Source organism: Chitinophaga agrisoli, assembly GCF_008386695.1.
GTDB classification, from domain to species: Bacteria; Bacteroidota; Bacteroidia; order Chitinophagales; family Chitinophagaceae; genus Chitinophaga; species Chitinophaga agrisoli.
Genome location: NZ_VUOC01000004.1, coordinates 1,799,573 through 1,815,459 on the forward strand (window position 1 = coordinate 1,799,573; position 15,887 = coordinate 1,815,459).

Below are 15,887 nucleotides of genomic sequence, written 5' to 3' on the forward strand. Positions count from 1 at the left end.
CTGTTCTACGCGGAAAATATGACACAAAAAAGGGGCCTGTTTATTCAACAGACCCCTTCTTAATTTAATCTTACTATTCTATCAACAGCCACAACTAAAAGCTAAAAGCTAATAGCTAACCGCTGTTTTACAGGTGTATCGCTTCGCCGTATGCCACTTCGATCGCGTCCTTCACGGATTCGCTCATAGTGGGGTGCGGGTGGATGGAGTTCAGCACTTCCTGGTAAGTAGTTTCCAGGGTACGTGCGGTAACTGTTTGTACAATGATCTCTGTTACGTTGGCGCCGATCATGTGGGTGCCCAGCCATTCGCCGTATTTGGCGTCAAAGATCACTTTTACGAAGCCTTCGGTCGTACCGGCAGCAGTTGCCTTACCGGAAGCACTGAAGGGGAATTTGCCCACTTTAACTTCGTAACCGGCTTCTTTGGCAGCTTTCTCAGTATAACCTACAGAGGCAATCTCCGGAGAGCAGTAAGTACAGCCAGGAATGTTGTTGTAATCGATAGGCGTAGGCTGGTGTGCGTACTTCTTCTCGTTATGAGCGATGGCTTCCACGCAAACGATGGCTTCTTTGGAAGCTACGTGCGCCAGGGCCGGACCAGGCACCATATCACCGATAGCGTATACGTTCGGGATATTGGTCTGGTAGTATTTATCCACTAATACCTTTCCTTTGTCAGTTTTGATGCCCAGGGCTTCCAGACCCAGGTTCTCGATGTTGGCAGTGATACCTACCGCGCTTAATACCACGTCTGCTTCCAGGGTGATCTCGCCGGTCTGGGTCTTCACTTTTGCCTTTACGCCGTTACCGGCACTTTCTACCGCTTCTACAGAGGCGTTGGTCATTACTTCAATGCCTTTCTTCTTGTAGATCTTTTCCAGCTCTTTGGAGATGTCTTCGTCCTCTACCGGTACAATACGCGGCATGAACTCAACGATGGTCACTTTAGTGCCCAGCGCAGCGTAGAAATAAGCGAATTCCACGCCTATTGCGCCGGAACCTACCACGATCATGGATTTAGGCTGCTGAGGCAGTACCATCGCTTCGCGGTAGCCGATCACTTTCTTACCATCTATTTTCAGGTTAGGCAGCTCGCGGGAGCGGGCGCCGGTAGCCAGGATGATATGTTTTGCTTCGTGTTTGGCAGTTTTGCCGTCTTTATCAGTTACTTCGATCTGACCTTTGCCGGTTACTTTAGCGTTGCCCAGGATCACATCGATCTTGTTTTTCTTCATCAGGAACTGCACGCCTTTGCTCATCTTGTCAGCAGAGCCGCGGCTGCGTTTGATCACGGCTGCGAAATCGGCTTCTGCGCCGCTCGTAGAGATACCGTAATCCTTAGAGTGTTGTATATATTCGAAAATCTGCGCCGATTTCAGCAATGCCTTGGTAGGGATACATCCCCAGTTCAAACAGATACCGCCTAAATTCTCCCGCTCTACCACGGCCGTTTTAAATCCCAGCTGTGAAGCCCGGATAGCAGCCACATATCCGCCGGGGCCGCTACCAATTACGATTACGTCGTATGCCATATTGCTTTCATTTTGATTAAAAAACTTGCCAAAGATAGGCATTAATGTGTTGATATGCTAATATGATGATGCGCTAATGTATTAATAAATTTGCTGATATACTAACCCTTGATGTTTGGGCAAAAAAAATGTGCTAACAGATTATTATCAACCTGTTAGCACATATATATCTATAGGAGACGGTATATTATCGTAAGTCTACTACCTCAACACCCGGATATTTCTTGGCATCGAAGGTAAAGGTGGCGTCTGTTACGGCTGCATTAGGCGTAAAGCTGGTCACCTCGTAGGTATACTGGTTGCCGTTTTTCTCAAACATCTTGATCCGGGCTACACTCTGGCTCTTTTTGTCTACAGACAGGATCACTTTAAAGAAGTTCTTGGATTTATCTGTAGGCGTCAGCTCAATGTTCTGGTAGGTCTTGCCTTTTTCCGTGGTTTCCCCATCCAGGCGGTAAAGGAAGTCCTTATCATAGAAATTGGTGAACAGTTTTGCCGGCGTAATTGCGCCTGCGTTCTGGTCTACATTGTTGATAGTCACCTCGTTCACGTCCTTGGCATATGTCCAGGAAGTTTTATTATCGCTGATGATATCCTGGCCGTTCAGGCTCACCTTATATTTAGCGCCTTTCATATATACAGTGCCTTTCTGGGAGTCGTTCACGCTGTTATTGCCGCCCTGTACCTTCAGCACAAAATTCACCACGGCGGATTTAAAGGATTGGAATTTCTTGCTTACATTATCCAGAATAGATTTTGCTTTTGGGTCGTTCTGTCCCTGACCGGCGCGGGTCTGAGCCATGCCGTTCAATGCCACAGCACCTATCAACATACCTATTAATACAATTTTCTTCATTATAGCTTGTTTAAGTTTTCCAGTCAAATGTTGTGCAAGTTAGCAGTTCGCTGACTTAAAATTATGTTAATAATTAGCCTGGGCCCTCTGCAACCCGGCTATCTATTAGACTGTGATACGTGTCAAAAGTTAAAAGCTGTTGAGTATCTCCTCCAGGTCTGCCTCCGTTTTTACCAGTACATCGCGGGCTTTGGAGCCCATATTGCCGCCTACGATACCGGCGGCTTCCAGCTGGTCCATTAAACGGCCGGCGCGGTTATAGCCCAGTTTCATACGGCGTTGCAACAGGGAGGTTGAGCCCTGCTGGTTCTGTACTATAATGCGGGCGGCTTCCTCAAACAGGGGATCGCGGTCCTGCAGGTTAAATTCCTTGCCTTCCAGTTCCTTTTCATCCACATACTCCGGCAGCATAAAGGCTTCCGGGTAGCCGCGCTGGTCGCCAATGTACTCTGCCACTTTTTCCACTTCGGGCGTGTCCACAAAGGCGCATTGCAGGCGCACCAGCTCCCCGTTAAAGGATACCAGCATATCCCCCTGCCCTATCAGCTGCTCAGCGCCGCCAATATCCAGGATGGTGCGGGAATCTATCTTGGAAGATACCTTAAACGCAATACGTGCCGGGAAGTTGGCTTTAATGGTACCGGTGATGATATTTACGGAAGGGCGCTGGGTAGCAATGATCAGGTGTATACCTACGGCGCGGGCCAGCTGTGCCAGACGGGCAATAGGCATTTCCACCTCTTTGCCGGCGGTCATGATCAGATCCGCAAACTCATCGATCACCAGCACTATAAAGGGCAGGTAACGATGGCCTTTGAGCGGGTTTAGCTTACGCTGGCCAAATTTGTTGTTATACTCGCGGATGTTGCGGGTGCCGGCTTCCTTGAGCAGGTCATAACGCACATCCATCTCAATACACAGGGCATTGAGGGTATGGATCACTTTTTTGGTATCGGTGATGATAGCATCTTCCTCGCCCGGCAGCTTGGCCAGGAAATGTTTCTCTATCAGCTTGTACAGGCTTAGCTCCACTTTTTTGGGATCCACCAGTACAAACTTAAGCTGGGAAGGATGTTTTTTATACAGCAGGGAGACCAGCAGGGTGTTGATGCCCACGGATTTACCCTGACCGGTAGCGCCGGCCATCAGCAGGTGCGGCATTTTGGCCAGGTCTGCGATAAAGTTCTCGTTATCGATCTTTTTACCGATGGCGATGGGCAGGTCCATATTATTCTGCTGGAACTTTTCAGAGGCCAGCAGGGCCTTGAGGGACACGATGCTCTTTTTCACATTGGGCACTTCTATACCAATGGTGCCTTTACCCGGGATGGGCGCAATGATACGGATACCCAGCGCGGAGAGGCTCAGGGCAATATCATCTTCCAGGTTCTTGATACGGGAGATGCGCACGCCGGCGGCGGGCACTATTTCGTATAGGGTTACCGTAGGGCCTACGGTAGCGCTGATCTTCTGGATAGAGATATCGTAGTTCTTAAGCGTGTCAATGATCTGGTTCTTGTTCTTTTCCAGCTCAGAGGCGTCCTGCACCACTTTTTCGTGGTTGTGGGTATCCAGCAGGTCCAGGGTGGGATACAGGTAATCCCGCAGGTCCAGCATGGGGTCGTAGGGATCTGCATGCACGGGGTCCCGCACCATTTCCACATCATCTACGATATCCTCTTCCGGTTCGCCGATACCGCCTTTTATCTCAAAGGCCACTTCTTCCGGCGCACCGCGTTTGCCGCGTTTATTGGTAGATGGCTCTACGGTTTCCTCTATATACAACAGCGGCCCCGGATCTTCTTCTTCCTCCTCTTCCAGTTCTTCTTCCAGCTCTTCCTCTTCTTCCACTTCCGGCACATTCATTACCGGCGGTATATAGGTAATGCCGGGGCGCACCGCGGGGCGTTCCACCAGCTGCATATCCTCTTCTTCCGTTGTTTCTGCGGGCGGTATCACCATAACGCCGGCATCGCCTTTTACGGCGTTCTTGCGTTTGCCCTTACCCGTTACCGGGGGCGCAGGTACGGTTTCTTCCGGTACCGGCACAGGAACCGGGCGGGCCGGTTTAGGCTTACGTTCCGGCAGTTTAAACTCAAAGTTAAATTTCCATACCAGCCAGGAAAGGCCTACCACCAGCAGGGCCAGGGCGGTACCGGTCTTGCCTATGAAGCCATTGCTCCAGCGGCTGATCGAATCGCCTACGGCGCCTCCCCAGGGGAAGCCGTCATGAATGGCAATAAAGGCCAGCGTAGTACTGATGAACAGCAATCCGAACAGGATATGCTTCACATTGCGCCATATGCGGAATACGCGGCGGCCTACGATAAAGTTGATACCCAGTATAAAAAAGAGGTAGCAGAAAAAGTAGGAGGCAGTACCAAAGCCCTGGTAAAAGAACCAGTGTGATATGAAGGCGCCAAACCTGCCCAGCAGGTTATCTACATCGATACCGTTCATGAACAGTACGCCGAAGGAGTACCGGAACACCTTATCCTGATCCTCCTCCCAGGTGAACAGGTAAGAGGTGAAAGCGGTGAACAGGCAAACTGCCAGCAGTAAACAGATCATTCCCAGTACCTTGTGCGTGCGCTCGTCCCTCACCAACTCTTTTACCTTTACTTCCGCTTCCTTATCCTTTTTCAACACGTTCGCATCAGGCTTGTTCTGCGGTTTCTTAGTATCCGGTTTTTCGGATTTTAGCTTGTTTCTTGACATAGTGTAGTTCGGGGTCAAAAATAGGAAAGAATTCTTTAATGTGCGGATCTGCTAATGTGCTGATGTGCTGAGGGATGTGCAGATGCTGCGCTGTCAGGGGATTAGACTAACGGATTGATTTATTGTACGGTAGTGGAAAATTTACCGGAAACCCCGGCCGGCAGCGCGCTGTTGGCCTGCTGCCGGCCGGTTATTACACGGTTAGTTTATTGATAACCAGGTACGTAAGGGGATGTTATTGCCGGTCGTTTCCGGTCAATTGGCGCGGTTTACGATCACCACTACCCAGCGGGTCAGGAACTCTAGCACAGCCGGGTCGATGGTTTGATCAAGCGTGCCGTATTCGCTCACTACGCAGGTCTTACATTGCTGAAAGAGGTGGTTTACCCCTTCAAAACTGCGTACGGTCACCTGCTGGTTGCCGCCTTTGAGCAGGGCGTTCTGGATGGCGGTCAGGTTCAGGTCAGCATCCACCGCCAGGTCTTTAGCGCCGTTCAGGGCCAGTACCGGACATTTAACACGCGCCAGCCAGGCAGGCGGATCAAACCGGAAAGTAGACAACATATTGGGCGTGGTTTGCACGGCCAGCATACCGTCTACAAAAACCTGCTCCGGCATACGGAGCGATAAGGTGCTGAACTGGCGGTAAAGCGCCTGCAGGTAAGGTTTGCCCTGCTCCTGCAGCTTATCTTCATCCTTTTCCGTGGCCAGCAGGTTAAACCAGGGCTGGGCCGCTTTCAGGAAACGTTGTACGGTGCTATCCGGGATACCCGGTTGTATGGCGGCCAGCGTTTGTACCAGGTAACCCTCCTGCTGCTGGCGGAGTGGCAGGCCGGAACCTGCCATAGATACCATGAAGGCCACGCTGTCATTATCCGCGGCGGCTATAGCTGCCACGGCCATGCCTTTACCATGGCCCAGCAGGCCTATCTGGGCAGGGTCTACATCTTTGCGTTGCTGCAGGTAGCTGATGGCTGCCCGCACGTCATTGGCCTGGTCTTCCAGGGTAGCATCGTCATAATTACCGCCACTGCCGCCCACGCCGCGGTCATCGCAACGCAATACGGCTATCCCCGCTTTGGTCAACTGGTCTGCGATCACGGAAAAAGGACGGTGGCCAACCATCTCGCTGTTACGGTCCTGGGGGCCGCCATCGCTCAGGAGGATCACCACCGGGTAGCGCTGCGTGCTATCTGCCGGACGCGTAAAAGTGCCTGCCAGAGCAATATCCTGGTCGCGGGTGCTGAAGATCACATCTTCCTGGCGGTAGTTAAAAGGAGGCTGCGGGTCCTGCGGATGGCGGTACAGCGCCTCCTTTGAGATCTCATCCTTGGAGATATTCAGCGGCACCTGGTCTCCGCTCTGCAGCAGGAAGCCGTTAAAACGTTTATTGGCGGCATCCCAGCCGCCTTTATAGGAAAGCCCTATCTCGTTTACCCGGAACCGTAATACGCCCGCCGTATAGTCCACGCTGTCCAGCGTAAGGGAGGCCTGGGTCTTATCCGGGCTTTTAAGCTGCCCAACATACCCGCGTTTGTTCCGTTCCAGCACTATCAGCAGGCGTTGTTTTTCGCCCATATAGTTGCTGAAAACGCCGTACCAGGCGCCGGAGATATCGTGTGTATTATCGTTCTGGGCGTAACCGGTGATTGAAATAATAAGACAGCAAAAAATACTGAGAAGGTGCTTCTGCATTTCGGTGTATAGATTTGTTTGGCGCGGATGCGCATTATTTTTTCAGTACTGCCAGTAGTAATGCTATCCAGCCCACAATGAACACCAATCCGCCGATAGGCGTAATAATACCTACGCCGCGCAGGCCAACGGTATTGGTCATTTTGAGGATGGTAAGCAGGTACAGGGAGCCGGAAAACAGCAGCACGCCTATAATAAAGCAGCGGCCGGCCCAGATCAGCTGCGGGCCCGGGATGTGGGCGTATAAAATACCCACGGCCAGCAAGGCAAATACATGATAGAACTGGTAAGTAACGCCTGTCTGGAAAGTGCTTACGGTTTCCGGCGGCACCAGCTCCTTTAGCTTATGGGCGCCAAAAGCCCCTAACATGACGGCCAGGGCGCCCAATACGGCAGCCCATACTAAAAAACCCTTATGCATTCTTTAATTCTTTTTCAAATGTGTCCAGTGAAATATGATCCGATGCGATGATATGCTGTGATTGCTGGTAAAACGGCTGGCGCTCTGCCAGCTTTTTTTCGATAAAGGCGGTCAGGTCTTCATCTGCCAGATCCTGTATGAGCGGACGTTTATACTTTTTACGTTGCAGGCGCTCTACCATTACTGCCACAGAGGGATTGAGCCAGATGGTAACGCCGTTCTCGTTCATAAAGTCCATATTATCCTGGAAACAGGGGGTACCGCCGCCGCAGGATACCAGGAATTTATCCTGCTGTACCAGTCCGCGCAGCAAGGCGCTTTCCCTTTCGCGGAAATAATCTTCCCCTTTGGTGGCAAATATATCGCTGACGGCCATCTCCTCCTCTGCTACGATCACCTCGTCCAGGTCGTAATAGGGTAAGTTCCAGTGCTCTGCCAGTTGTTTTCCCCAGTATGATTTTCCGGCTCCCATAAAGCCGATCAGGAATATTTTCAAGGTCGTTTAGTTTAGGCGTCCCTTTATTTGACACTAACCGGCTCCGGGGCGATGCTAAGGTCGCCGGGCGGCGGTTACATGCAAAAAAAGTTACAGGTTATTAGTCGATAGTTGATAGCTTTTCCTGGTTATTCCTGTTTTTCCAGCCTCACAGGCTGCCGGCTTCCTCCTCCCGGGCAGTCCACGCGAGGCAGAGCTCCCCATCCACTACATATTGCAAATATAGCTTTGCCAATTTATCTGACTTGTTAAAATTACAGGTAATGAATCCCGCGGTGCGGAAATCGAAGGGCTCCAGCTGCATATTTTCCCGGAAATCCACTTTACCCAGGCCATACCATTTATATACGGCCTCTTTGGCGCTCCAGCATACGGTTTGATGGGGCAGGGAATGCTCCGCGTCAATGAAAGCCTGTTCTGCCGGCCCCAGGAACTTATGGGCCACCTTGGCAATTTTGGGCTGCATGGCCTCTATATCAATACCCACGGCCGTTTTTTTGCTCACGATCACAGCGATGTGATCCCGGCAATGGGAAATGGAGAAATAAAAGCTGTTGGATGGCAGGTAGGGCTTGCGGCTGTCCATAATACGGATCTCCTCTACGGGAAAATCGGGATATAACTCCTTAAGCAGGTACCGCCCGGCAAAATGCTGCAGGCGTTTATGAGGGTGATGCACCAGCGGTGATATACTTACCCGGTCACGAAAGAACGCCTCCTCCTCTTGTTCACCTATTTTCCACACTCCCAGCCGGGTTGACTGATCCATTTGTATGGTACGTATTAAAGGCATATCTTGCAAAAATAGTTATTAGTTATTAGTTGTTAGTCCGTTAGTGATAGAAGCGCCCTATATTTGCTTCTCAGACTACCTATATAACTTATAACCAACGACACTAACAACCACAAACAGCTTATGATCCTCTCCGATACCCGCATCCTGGAAGAAATTGAGAAAGGCACGATCGTGATCTCACCGTATGACCGCAAGTACCTGGGCACCAATTCTTATGATGTGCACCTGGGCAAATACCTGGCTACTTATAAGGACCGTGTACTGGATGCCCGTACCCATAATGAGATCGATCATTTTGAGATCCCTGCGGAAGGGTATGTGCTGCAACCCGGCACTTTGTACCTGGGGGTAACGGAAGAATATACAGAAACACATGCCCATGTGCCTTTCCTGGAGGGCAAGAGCAGCACCGGCCGCCTGGGTATAGATATACATGCCACTGCCGGCAAGGGCGATGTAGGCTTTTGCAATACCTGGACGCTGGAGATCTCCTGCGCGCAACCCGTAAGGATATACGCCGGTATGCCCATTGGCCAGCTGATCTATTTTGTGGTGGAAGGCGAAGTGGCGACATTGTATAACAAAAAGGGCAACGCTAAATATAATAACCGGACCATCAAGCCGGTAGAAAGCATGATGTGGCGGAATGAGTTCTAATCCTCTTTTTCGTACCACAACTCTACCTCATACCCATCCGGGTCTTTAAAAAAGATATACGGCTCGCCGGGCACAAACTCGCCTTGCTGTGTAATAACGCCGCCTGCCTCTTGTACGCGGGCGGCCATCATGGGCAAGTCTTCCGGCCGTTGCAGGCGGAAGCCAAAATGCAGGATGCCGCCCGTAGTACCAATCTCCCCTAAGCGCTCCGGCGCCTCTTCAAACACGATAATATCATTGGAGCCCACAGTCTGGATCTGCGCAAAATGCGGCTGCCGGTACATGACCCGCGCGTCAAAAACGGCGGTGTAGAAGCGGACAGCCGTATCAATGTCTTTTACCAGTAAGGCGATATGTGTAAGGCCGTATGTTGTATGGGCGGACATAACGGTGCAGGATTTAATACAAACTGAATGTACGAAATCCTGTACAAAAGTGTATTGCTGTAAAAAAGGCCGGAGCAAATGCCCCGGCCTCTTTGCATGTATAAAACGCTATTTATTTCATGATACTTTTTACCTCTTCCACAAACCGGTCGATGTGTCTGGTATTACGGAAGCTGGTTAACAGCATAGACTTAGCTTTCCCGCTGCTCTTTTCCAGAAAATACATCTGCACATCTGTACCTGCATAGATGCCGTTATACGTTTTGCGGATGGTTTGAAAGTGGGAGAACTCGTTAAAAGAAAAACGGTGATTACCCAGCATGATCGGGCTCTTTCTTTCCACGATGCGGGCGCTGGTATCAAAAGTGATCTTTGTGAAAGCCGCCGCTGTGAAGATAACGCCAAACAATATTGGCACCACACACATCATCAACTTACCTATCGTAGTGGTTTCGGTGACCCAGGCTGCCGGCGTGCATTCGTGGATGCCGATGAACAGGAAACCCAGTCCAAAGACCAGGAGGCCTATTTTTTTGATCTTTAGCGTATACACGCTACCGTCTGCCGTAAAATGCTGGTAATCAGTAATCGCTTCCGCCTGTTTAGCAGGCGCCAGGGGCGCTACGGCGTCCAGGAACCGGTGAATGGCGGGGACCACCTCGTTGTTAAACGCCACCGCGTTGCGATCTGTATCCTTGCTATAGCCGCAGGAGATCAGGGTACCTCTTCCGTACTGGTTATCCTTTTTAAACACCCGGTAGTTAAAGCTGCCTGGCCGCTGGGTAACGATGTTTACTCCCTGCAGCTGGTCGAACGGGATACGTTTTGCCGGGATAAAACCAAGCAGCAATTTCGTCATGGTACCGGTATTGCGGTCAAAGACAATGTACGTAAAGCCGCTCAGGGCTAATATCCCCAGTATCAATAACATGAAAACGGCCATACCTGCCGAACCGAAGTTTGTTTGGCCAAGCACTTTTGTAACAATGAACAGGCCAAGGAAAATAACGCCTAACACACCAGCGAGAATGAATTGCATTCCAAAGGGTTGGATGGTGATCCTATCGGATTCAATTTTCCATCTTGTTTTTAAAATAGACATAAGGAAGGTTTAAACGAACAATCGTTAAAGATAATGTTATTGATTGATAAACGCTAACGGATACCCGGCAGGGCATTTTTTTGTTAATAATAATTTAACGGTCATGTAAATACGAAGGCCGCCCCTTTTTCCGGAGCGGCCTTGCTTTCATGGTATACATAGCGGGAGGATAATAACCTAACGCATCAGGATCTTCGTCATTACCGGCAGGTGGTCGCATCTGTCAGTGTATTATTGTTTTTGATCTTCAGGCATTTTCCATTGTGGCAGCCCGTGCTGCCGGATATAATCCTCTAATGCCTGTGCGGCCGTTACCGGGGCATCTGTGGACAGGATATCCGCGCCACGGTCTACCAGGTCATAATACACCTGCGGACCGCGGGCAGCCGCCTGGCGGTCCAGGTTACCCATTACGCCCAGTATACATTGGATGCCATGTTCATGCAGCAGGCGGTATAATTCAGGGTCCGCCTCGCTCACGCCAACAAATGCCAGCAGGCGATTGTCCGGTACGCCGCCGGTATGCAGACGCTCCAGGTCTTCCTTATTCCGGATGGAAGCGGAGATCATAAGCTCTGGCGCCAGCTGGTGCACTTCTGCCGCCTGTGCAGCGTTGTAGGTGATGATAACAGCGCAGGCTTCCGCATGGCAGCGGTGCACCGCATCGATCACCATAGCATAAGGTACCCCGCGTTTTACATCCAGGGTAAAGATCACTTTGCCCCTGCCCCAGCGGAGCACATCATCCAGCTGCGGTATGTGATATGGCGTGGTATCGCCCTGGTTATCTTTTAGCTGCAAGGTGGTAAGCTCCGCATAGGTACGGTCACGTAAGGGCCCGGTACCGGTGCTGGTCCTGTCGAGGCGATCGTCGTGCATAAGCACCAGTACGGAATCCTTGCTGAGGGTGATATCACATTCAATGATGACCGGCTGCAGGCGGATGCTGTTTGCAAAAGTTTCCAGGGCATTTTCCGGGAAACCCGCCTGTGGCCCGCCTCTGTGAGCGCTTACCATTGGTATGCGCTTAGGGCTATAGGCCAGGAACTGCTGCAGCTCCTGCACGGTCCTGAAATCTACGCCGGCGGCAACCTGTTGCGCTGTTGCGGTAGCTGCCACGGACAATAGTAATGCGGCAGCGGCGATTATTGTGTTAAAGCGTTTTATATACATGGGATCCGTTTAAAAAAAGTATGCACCGGCACAAGGTCCGGTGCATACATACAGGATAAAGGGTCAATTAACAGTGATGAGTTTAGAAACAGATACGGTAGCCATCGTTGGTTTATCGCCGCCGGTACGCGCATACACCTTTAAGGTATAGGATTTACCGCCACCGGTAAGGCTGGCCAGTTTGATCACCAGGTTTCCGGTAAAAGCCTGCGTGTTGGCATAGCTGGTAGGCAGCAGGTCTGTAGTGATGGACTGGTTGGCGGTAGCCGCGGTGGCTTTTTCTGTCCAGGTGGGGAAATGCACACTGTCTGCCAGGGTGTTCCCATCATACCAGGCATAATCAAACGTACCCGGCTTCGCATTGGTAATAGCGCCGCCAAAGGTTACCTGTATAGCGCTGGCGGTGGTAAAAGGGCCGGTTTGCTGTTGCAATCCCAGGCTGGACACTTCGATAACGGGCAATGCTTTTTCCAGCGTATCCTTTACAAAGTCGTTCTCCTTTGTGCAGGCGGTAAAGGACATGGCCACTATAGATGCGGATAGATAAATGATCTTCTTCATACGGTTTTCTAAGTTCAGGCATTAAAAACTATAACGTAATCCCAGTTGCAGCGACCAGGTGCTGGAAGCGCTGATAACATCCTGGTAAGGTTTGGTATACAGTACACCGCCCTGGTTCTGCATACGGTAAATGGGAGCGCCATTTGCATCATACTTGCTGAAGGTCAGCGGCTGGGTGGTGGTAGTGCCTTTCTGTATGCCCCAATACTTGTTCAGCAGGTTAGGCAGGTTCAGGATATCTGCGCTGAACTGCAGTGTGTGCTGCTGGTTGCGGGTGCGGATAAAGAAATCCTGCAGGAACCTGGCGGACAGGTTGCTATACCAGGGCATCAGCGCGGAGTTCCTTTCTGTATACTGACCGCGGCGTTTGCTCAGGTAAGGAGAGTTATTGATAAACTTGTCAAAAGCAGCTGCCTGCTGTTCCGGCGTATAAGTGTAGGTAACGCCGCCTACAGTAGCGGTGTATGATTCAAAGGTGAGCTCCCTGGCGGTTTTAGGCACATACAGGAGGTCCTGGTTATTGCCATCGCCATTCATATCGCCATTGAGACGGTAGGTCACCGTGCCGCTGGGTGCGCCCTGGTATACCAGCGATAGCGTGGTAGCGCCATGGTTCACGTACTCAATACGGTAAGACAGCACACTCACGATCCGGTGCGGGATAGCAGAAGAGGAGTTATACAGCTCCTGTGTGTTGCTGGTACCTACGGTAGCATTGGAGTTCCATATGGAGAATGCCTGGGAACCGCCATTCGCCGTTACATCCTTTGCTTTGGTATAGGTATAGGCGATAGAGCCATAGAACCCTTTAGCGAAGTTTTTAGACAAGATACCGGTGAAGGCATAGGAATAACCTTTGCTGGTATTTTCCAGTACGATAGCGGAGCTGATACCGGGATAGAGGTATCTGTCTGCCGGCGCCGCAGAGATATACCGCGGGCGGTTATCCGGGCCATTGGCCAGACCGGTAGCGTCTTTCAGGTTAGCGTTCCGCATCCAGATGGCGTTGATATCCTTCGTGACCATCCCTTCCACCGTTACGTTAAAACCATTGCCCAGGCTCTTATCCACCGCAAAATCTGTACGGAACACCTGCGGAAATTTAAAATTAGGATCCACCACCACGATATTGGTAGGCACAGACGTACCAGCCACCGGCGGGAATTTACCGGCATAAGCGTCAATGTTAGGATTGAAGGTCATACCAGCCAGTACCTTGGCATCGTCCGGGTTGGTATTCTTCAGCGCTACGCTGTTCTGGTACATGCCGGAGTTGGTAGGCATATTGGTGAGCCATACAAAAGGCGCGATACCATTAAAGATGCCCATGCTACCACGGAGGATGAGGGACTTATCGCCCAGCACATCCCAACGGGCGCCTACACGGGGAGACATTACAAAACGGGAGTTAGGCCACTGCCCATTGTAATGGGTAAAGTTACCATCTGCATCAGGCAGGGAGAGCGCGGTAATAGCCGGGTTCTCCAATGCCTTCTCGATATATACAGGCCTATCCGCACGCAGGCCTACTGTTACTTTCAATTTAGGCGTTACATTGATCTCATCCTGCGCATAAAAGCCCAGCTGGCCATATTTCAGCTCTGCGGAGTAAACGGCTTTCTGACCGGGCACCAGGGAGTAGGCATAAGAGTAATAGACAGGCGCCTGCTGGGTGATGAAATCATTCAGCGAATTATAGGCATAATAACTTTGCGCGCCGGGCATAAACATATTGCCCACCAGCTGGTACTCATAGTTAACACCGGCTGTGAGGGTATGTTTGCCTGTATAGTAGGTGAAGTTATCCGTAACGCTGTATACGTTATTGATCACATCATTATTATAAGAGAACGGCTCATAACCAAAGCTCATGTAGTTATTGGGCGTGCTGCCACCATCAAAGATATCTACAAACGGGAAGGGCGAGCTGTTGGTGATACGGGTATCACGGACCTTACTGGCGGTCAGCAACAGGCTGTTAGAGATACGGCCGTAGTTGCTGTTCAGCTCCAGGGTACCGGTACGTACGGTATGTTTGAAACCATATACGGAGTTAGCAAACGTAGCCGCTTTCTGGCTTAACCTGTTATTAGGCAGGGTAGATATTGAGTTAGTGGAACCGATGATGGAGAAACCACCACCGCCAATGATAGAATTACCATTAATGGAAGAAGGATCTTCATTGCTCACAAAATCACTGAACTTGGCGGTGAGCTTGTTATGATTGTTGATGTTCCAGTCCAGCTTTACCAGGTATTTATAGTTATACCTATCCGCCGCCGGATAACCATCAAAAGCGCCCGGATCATAATGATACGTATCTTTCAGGAACTGCGCCAGCTTAGCCAGGGAATCCAGAGACACATCAGAATGGTTGCCATCATGCGTACTGTTGGCAGGCACAAAATTGCTGATCTGCTGGCCGGAGTTCTTTTCATATTCGCCGTTTACAAAAAAGAATAGTTTGTTCTTGATGATAGGCCCACCCAGGCTGGCGCCAAAGTTGGTACGGGAAGACTTGGCCGCTTCATCCAGCCTTACATCGCCCACATTACGGCCATTGAAAGACTGGTTACGGTAGTAACCGAAAGCGGAGCCATGGAACTCATTGGTGCCGCTTTTAGTAACAGCGTTGATACCGGCGCCGGTAAAACCGGACTGCCGCACATCCACCGGGGCGATGTTTACGGAGATCTCATCAAACGCATCCAGGGAGATAGGCTGTGCGCCGCCACCCGGTAAGGGATCCGTGCTAAGACCGAAGTTGTTATTTAGGTTAGCGCCATCTACTTTCAGGTTATTATAATACCCGCTACGGCCGGCAAAAGAGTTGCCGCCGTTAGACTGCGGCGTTAACCGCGTAAAGTCCGTGATACTACGGTTATAAGAAGGCAGCGTAGCAAGCATGCGGGAATTAAACGTAGTGGAAGCACCGCTTTTTTCTGTAGCGCCTTTGCGCGCGGCAGATCTCACCTCTACGCCTTCGAGCATTTTTATATCTTCTTCGCCCAGGGTAACGGTAATATTATAGGCATCGCCCAGGGAGATACTAAAACCTTCCACTGTTTGCGGTTTGTAGCCCACATACTGTACCAGTAAGGTATAGGGGCCGCCTACGCGCAGGCCCGCTAATGTAAATGCGCCATTCTTGCGGGACACGTTTGAGTAACGCGTACCGGAAGGCGTGTGTGTAACGATCACCGTAGCGCCATCCATGCCTTTGCCATCGGGCGCTTTAACGGTACCGGTCACCGATCCTGTTGTAACCTGTGCATGCATTGCCAGCGGCAATAACAACAGATACAATAAATAGAGCAGATCTTTTTTCTTTAACATAAGAATAGTGGATGTGAGTTTAATATTTAAAGGTTGATCAGTTTGTTGGCAAGTTTGGGCAAAAGAAGCCCTGTACTTATTTCATAAGTATTTTGTTGGCCATGTCCCACGAGTATAATAACGGGGCAAATTTATACCGCGAATTTGCAGTGCGGG

13 protein-coding genes are annotated in these 15,887 nt (G+C 50.6%); 1 reads left to right on the forward strand and 12 read right to left on the reverse strand.

Annotated features, from left to right (window positions below):
• Positions 1-127 precede the first annotated feature (127 nt).
• From lpdA to F0L74_RS26335, 7 genes are all read right to left on the reverse strand, one after another.
• The gene (gene lpdA, locus F0L74_RS26305; RefSeq protein WP_149840884.1) at positions 128-1,534 is read right to left on the reverse strand and encodes a dihydrolipoyl dehydrogenase; all 1,407 of its coding nucleotides are present in this window, start codon (positions 1,532-1,534) and stop codon (positions 128-130) included.
• Positions 1,535-1,721: 187 nt separating this feature from the next.
• Positions 1,722-2,390 (reverse strand): outer membrane lipoprotein periplasmic chaperone LolA1, encoded by a 669-nt coding sequence (gene lolA1 / locus F0L74_RS26310; protein WP_149840885.1) that lies wholly within the window; start codon positions 2,388-2,390, stop codon positions 1,722-1,724.
• A gap of 129 nt (positions 2,391-2,519) precedes the next feature.
• A complete protein-coding gene (locus tag F0L74_RS26315) occupies positions 2,520-5,108 on the reverse strand; it encodes an FtsK/SpoIIIE family DNA translocase (RefSeq protein WP_149840886.1) in 2,589 nt (862 codons plus the stop codon).
• Positions 5,109-5,363: 255 nt separating this feature from the next.
• Positions 5,364-6,803 (reverse strand): alpha/beta hydrolase family protein, encoded by a 1,440-nt coding sequence (locus F0L74_RS26320; protein WP_149840887.1) that lies wholly within the window; start codon positions 6,801-6,803, stop codon positions 5,364-5,366.
• 34 nt (positions 6,804-6,837) lie between these two features.
• The gene (locus F0L74_RS26325) at positions 6,838-7,224 is read right to left on the reverse strand and encodes a DUF423 domain-containing protein (RefSeq protein WP_149840888.1); all 387 of its coding nucleotides are present in this window, start codon (positions 7,222-7,224) and stop codon (positions 6,838-6,840) included.
• Positions 7,217-7,720: a shikimate kinase gene (locus F0L74_RS26330; protein ID WP_149840889.1), complete on the reverse strand. Its 504-nt coding sequence runs from the start codon at positions 7,718-7,720 to the stop codon at positions 7,217-7,219. The genes F0L74_RS26325 and F0L74_RS26330 overlap by 8 nt, the downstream gene beginning before the upstream one ends.
• 148 nt (positions 7,721-7,868) lie before the next feature.
• The gene (locus F0L74_RS26335; RefSeq protein ID WP_188316171.1) at positions 7,869-8,489 is read right to left on the reverse strand and encodes a 4'-phosphopantetheinyl transferase family protein; all 621 of its coding nucleotides are present in this window, start codon (positions 8,487-8,489) and stop codon (positions 7,869-7,871) included.
• A gap of 147 nt (positions 8,490-8,636) precedes the next feature.
• Between F0L74_RS26335 and dcd the strand changes: the two genes are divergently transcribed.
• Entirely contained in the window at positions 8,637-9,173 is a 537-nt protein-coding gene (dcd, locus tag F0L74_RS26340) for a dCTP deaminase (RefSeq protein WP_149840891.1), read from the forward strand.
• Here dcd and F0L74_RS26345 read toward each other — a convergent pair.
• The 5 genes from F0L74_RS26345 to F0L74_RS26365 form a co-directional block, all read right to left on the reverse strand.
• Positions 9,170-9,559 (reverse strand): VOC family protein, encoded by a 390-nt coding sequence (locus F0L74_RS26345; RefSeq protein ID WP_149840892.1) that lies wholly within the window; start codon positions 9,557-9,559, stop codon positions 9,170-9,172. The genes dcd and F0L74_RS26345 overlap by 4 nt on opposite strands.
• Before the next feature lie 112 nt (positions 9,560-9,671).
• The gene (locus F0L74_RS26350) at positions 9,672-10,598 is read right to left on the reverse strand and encodes a hypothetical protein (RefSeq protein ID WP_149840893.1); all 927 of its coding nucleotides are present in this window, start codon (positions 10,596-10,598) and stop codon (positions 9,672-9,674) included.
• A 294-nt stretch (positions 10,599-10,892) separates the two neighbouring features.
• Positions 10,893-11,834 (reverse strand): glycerophosphodiester phosphodiesterase family protein, encoded by a 942-nt coding sequence (locus F0L74_RS26355; RefSeq protein WP_149840894.1) that lies wholly within the window; start codon positions 11,832-11,834, stop codon positions 10,893-10,895.
• 63 nt (positions 11,835-11,897) lie between these two features.
• Complete coding sequence (locus F0L74_RS26360) at positions 11,898-12,395, reverse strand: hypothetical protein (RefSeq protein ID WP_149840895.1); 498 nt, start codon at positions 12,393-12,395, stop codon at positions 11,898-11,900.
• A gap of 21 nt (positions 12,396-12,416) precedes the next feature.
• Positions 12,417-15,731 (reverse strand): TonB-dependent receptor, encoded by a 3,315-nt coding sequence (locus F0L74_RS26365; protein WP_149840896.1) that lies wholly within the window; start codon positions 15,729-15,731, stop codon positions 12,417-12,419.
• Positions 15,732-15,887: the final 156 nt, after the last annotated feature.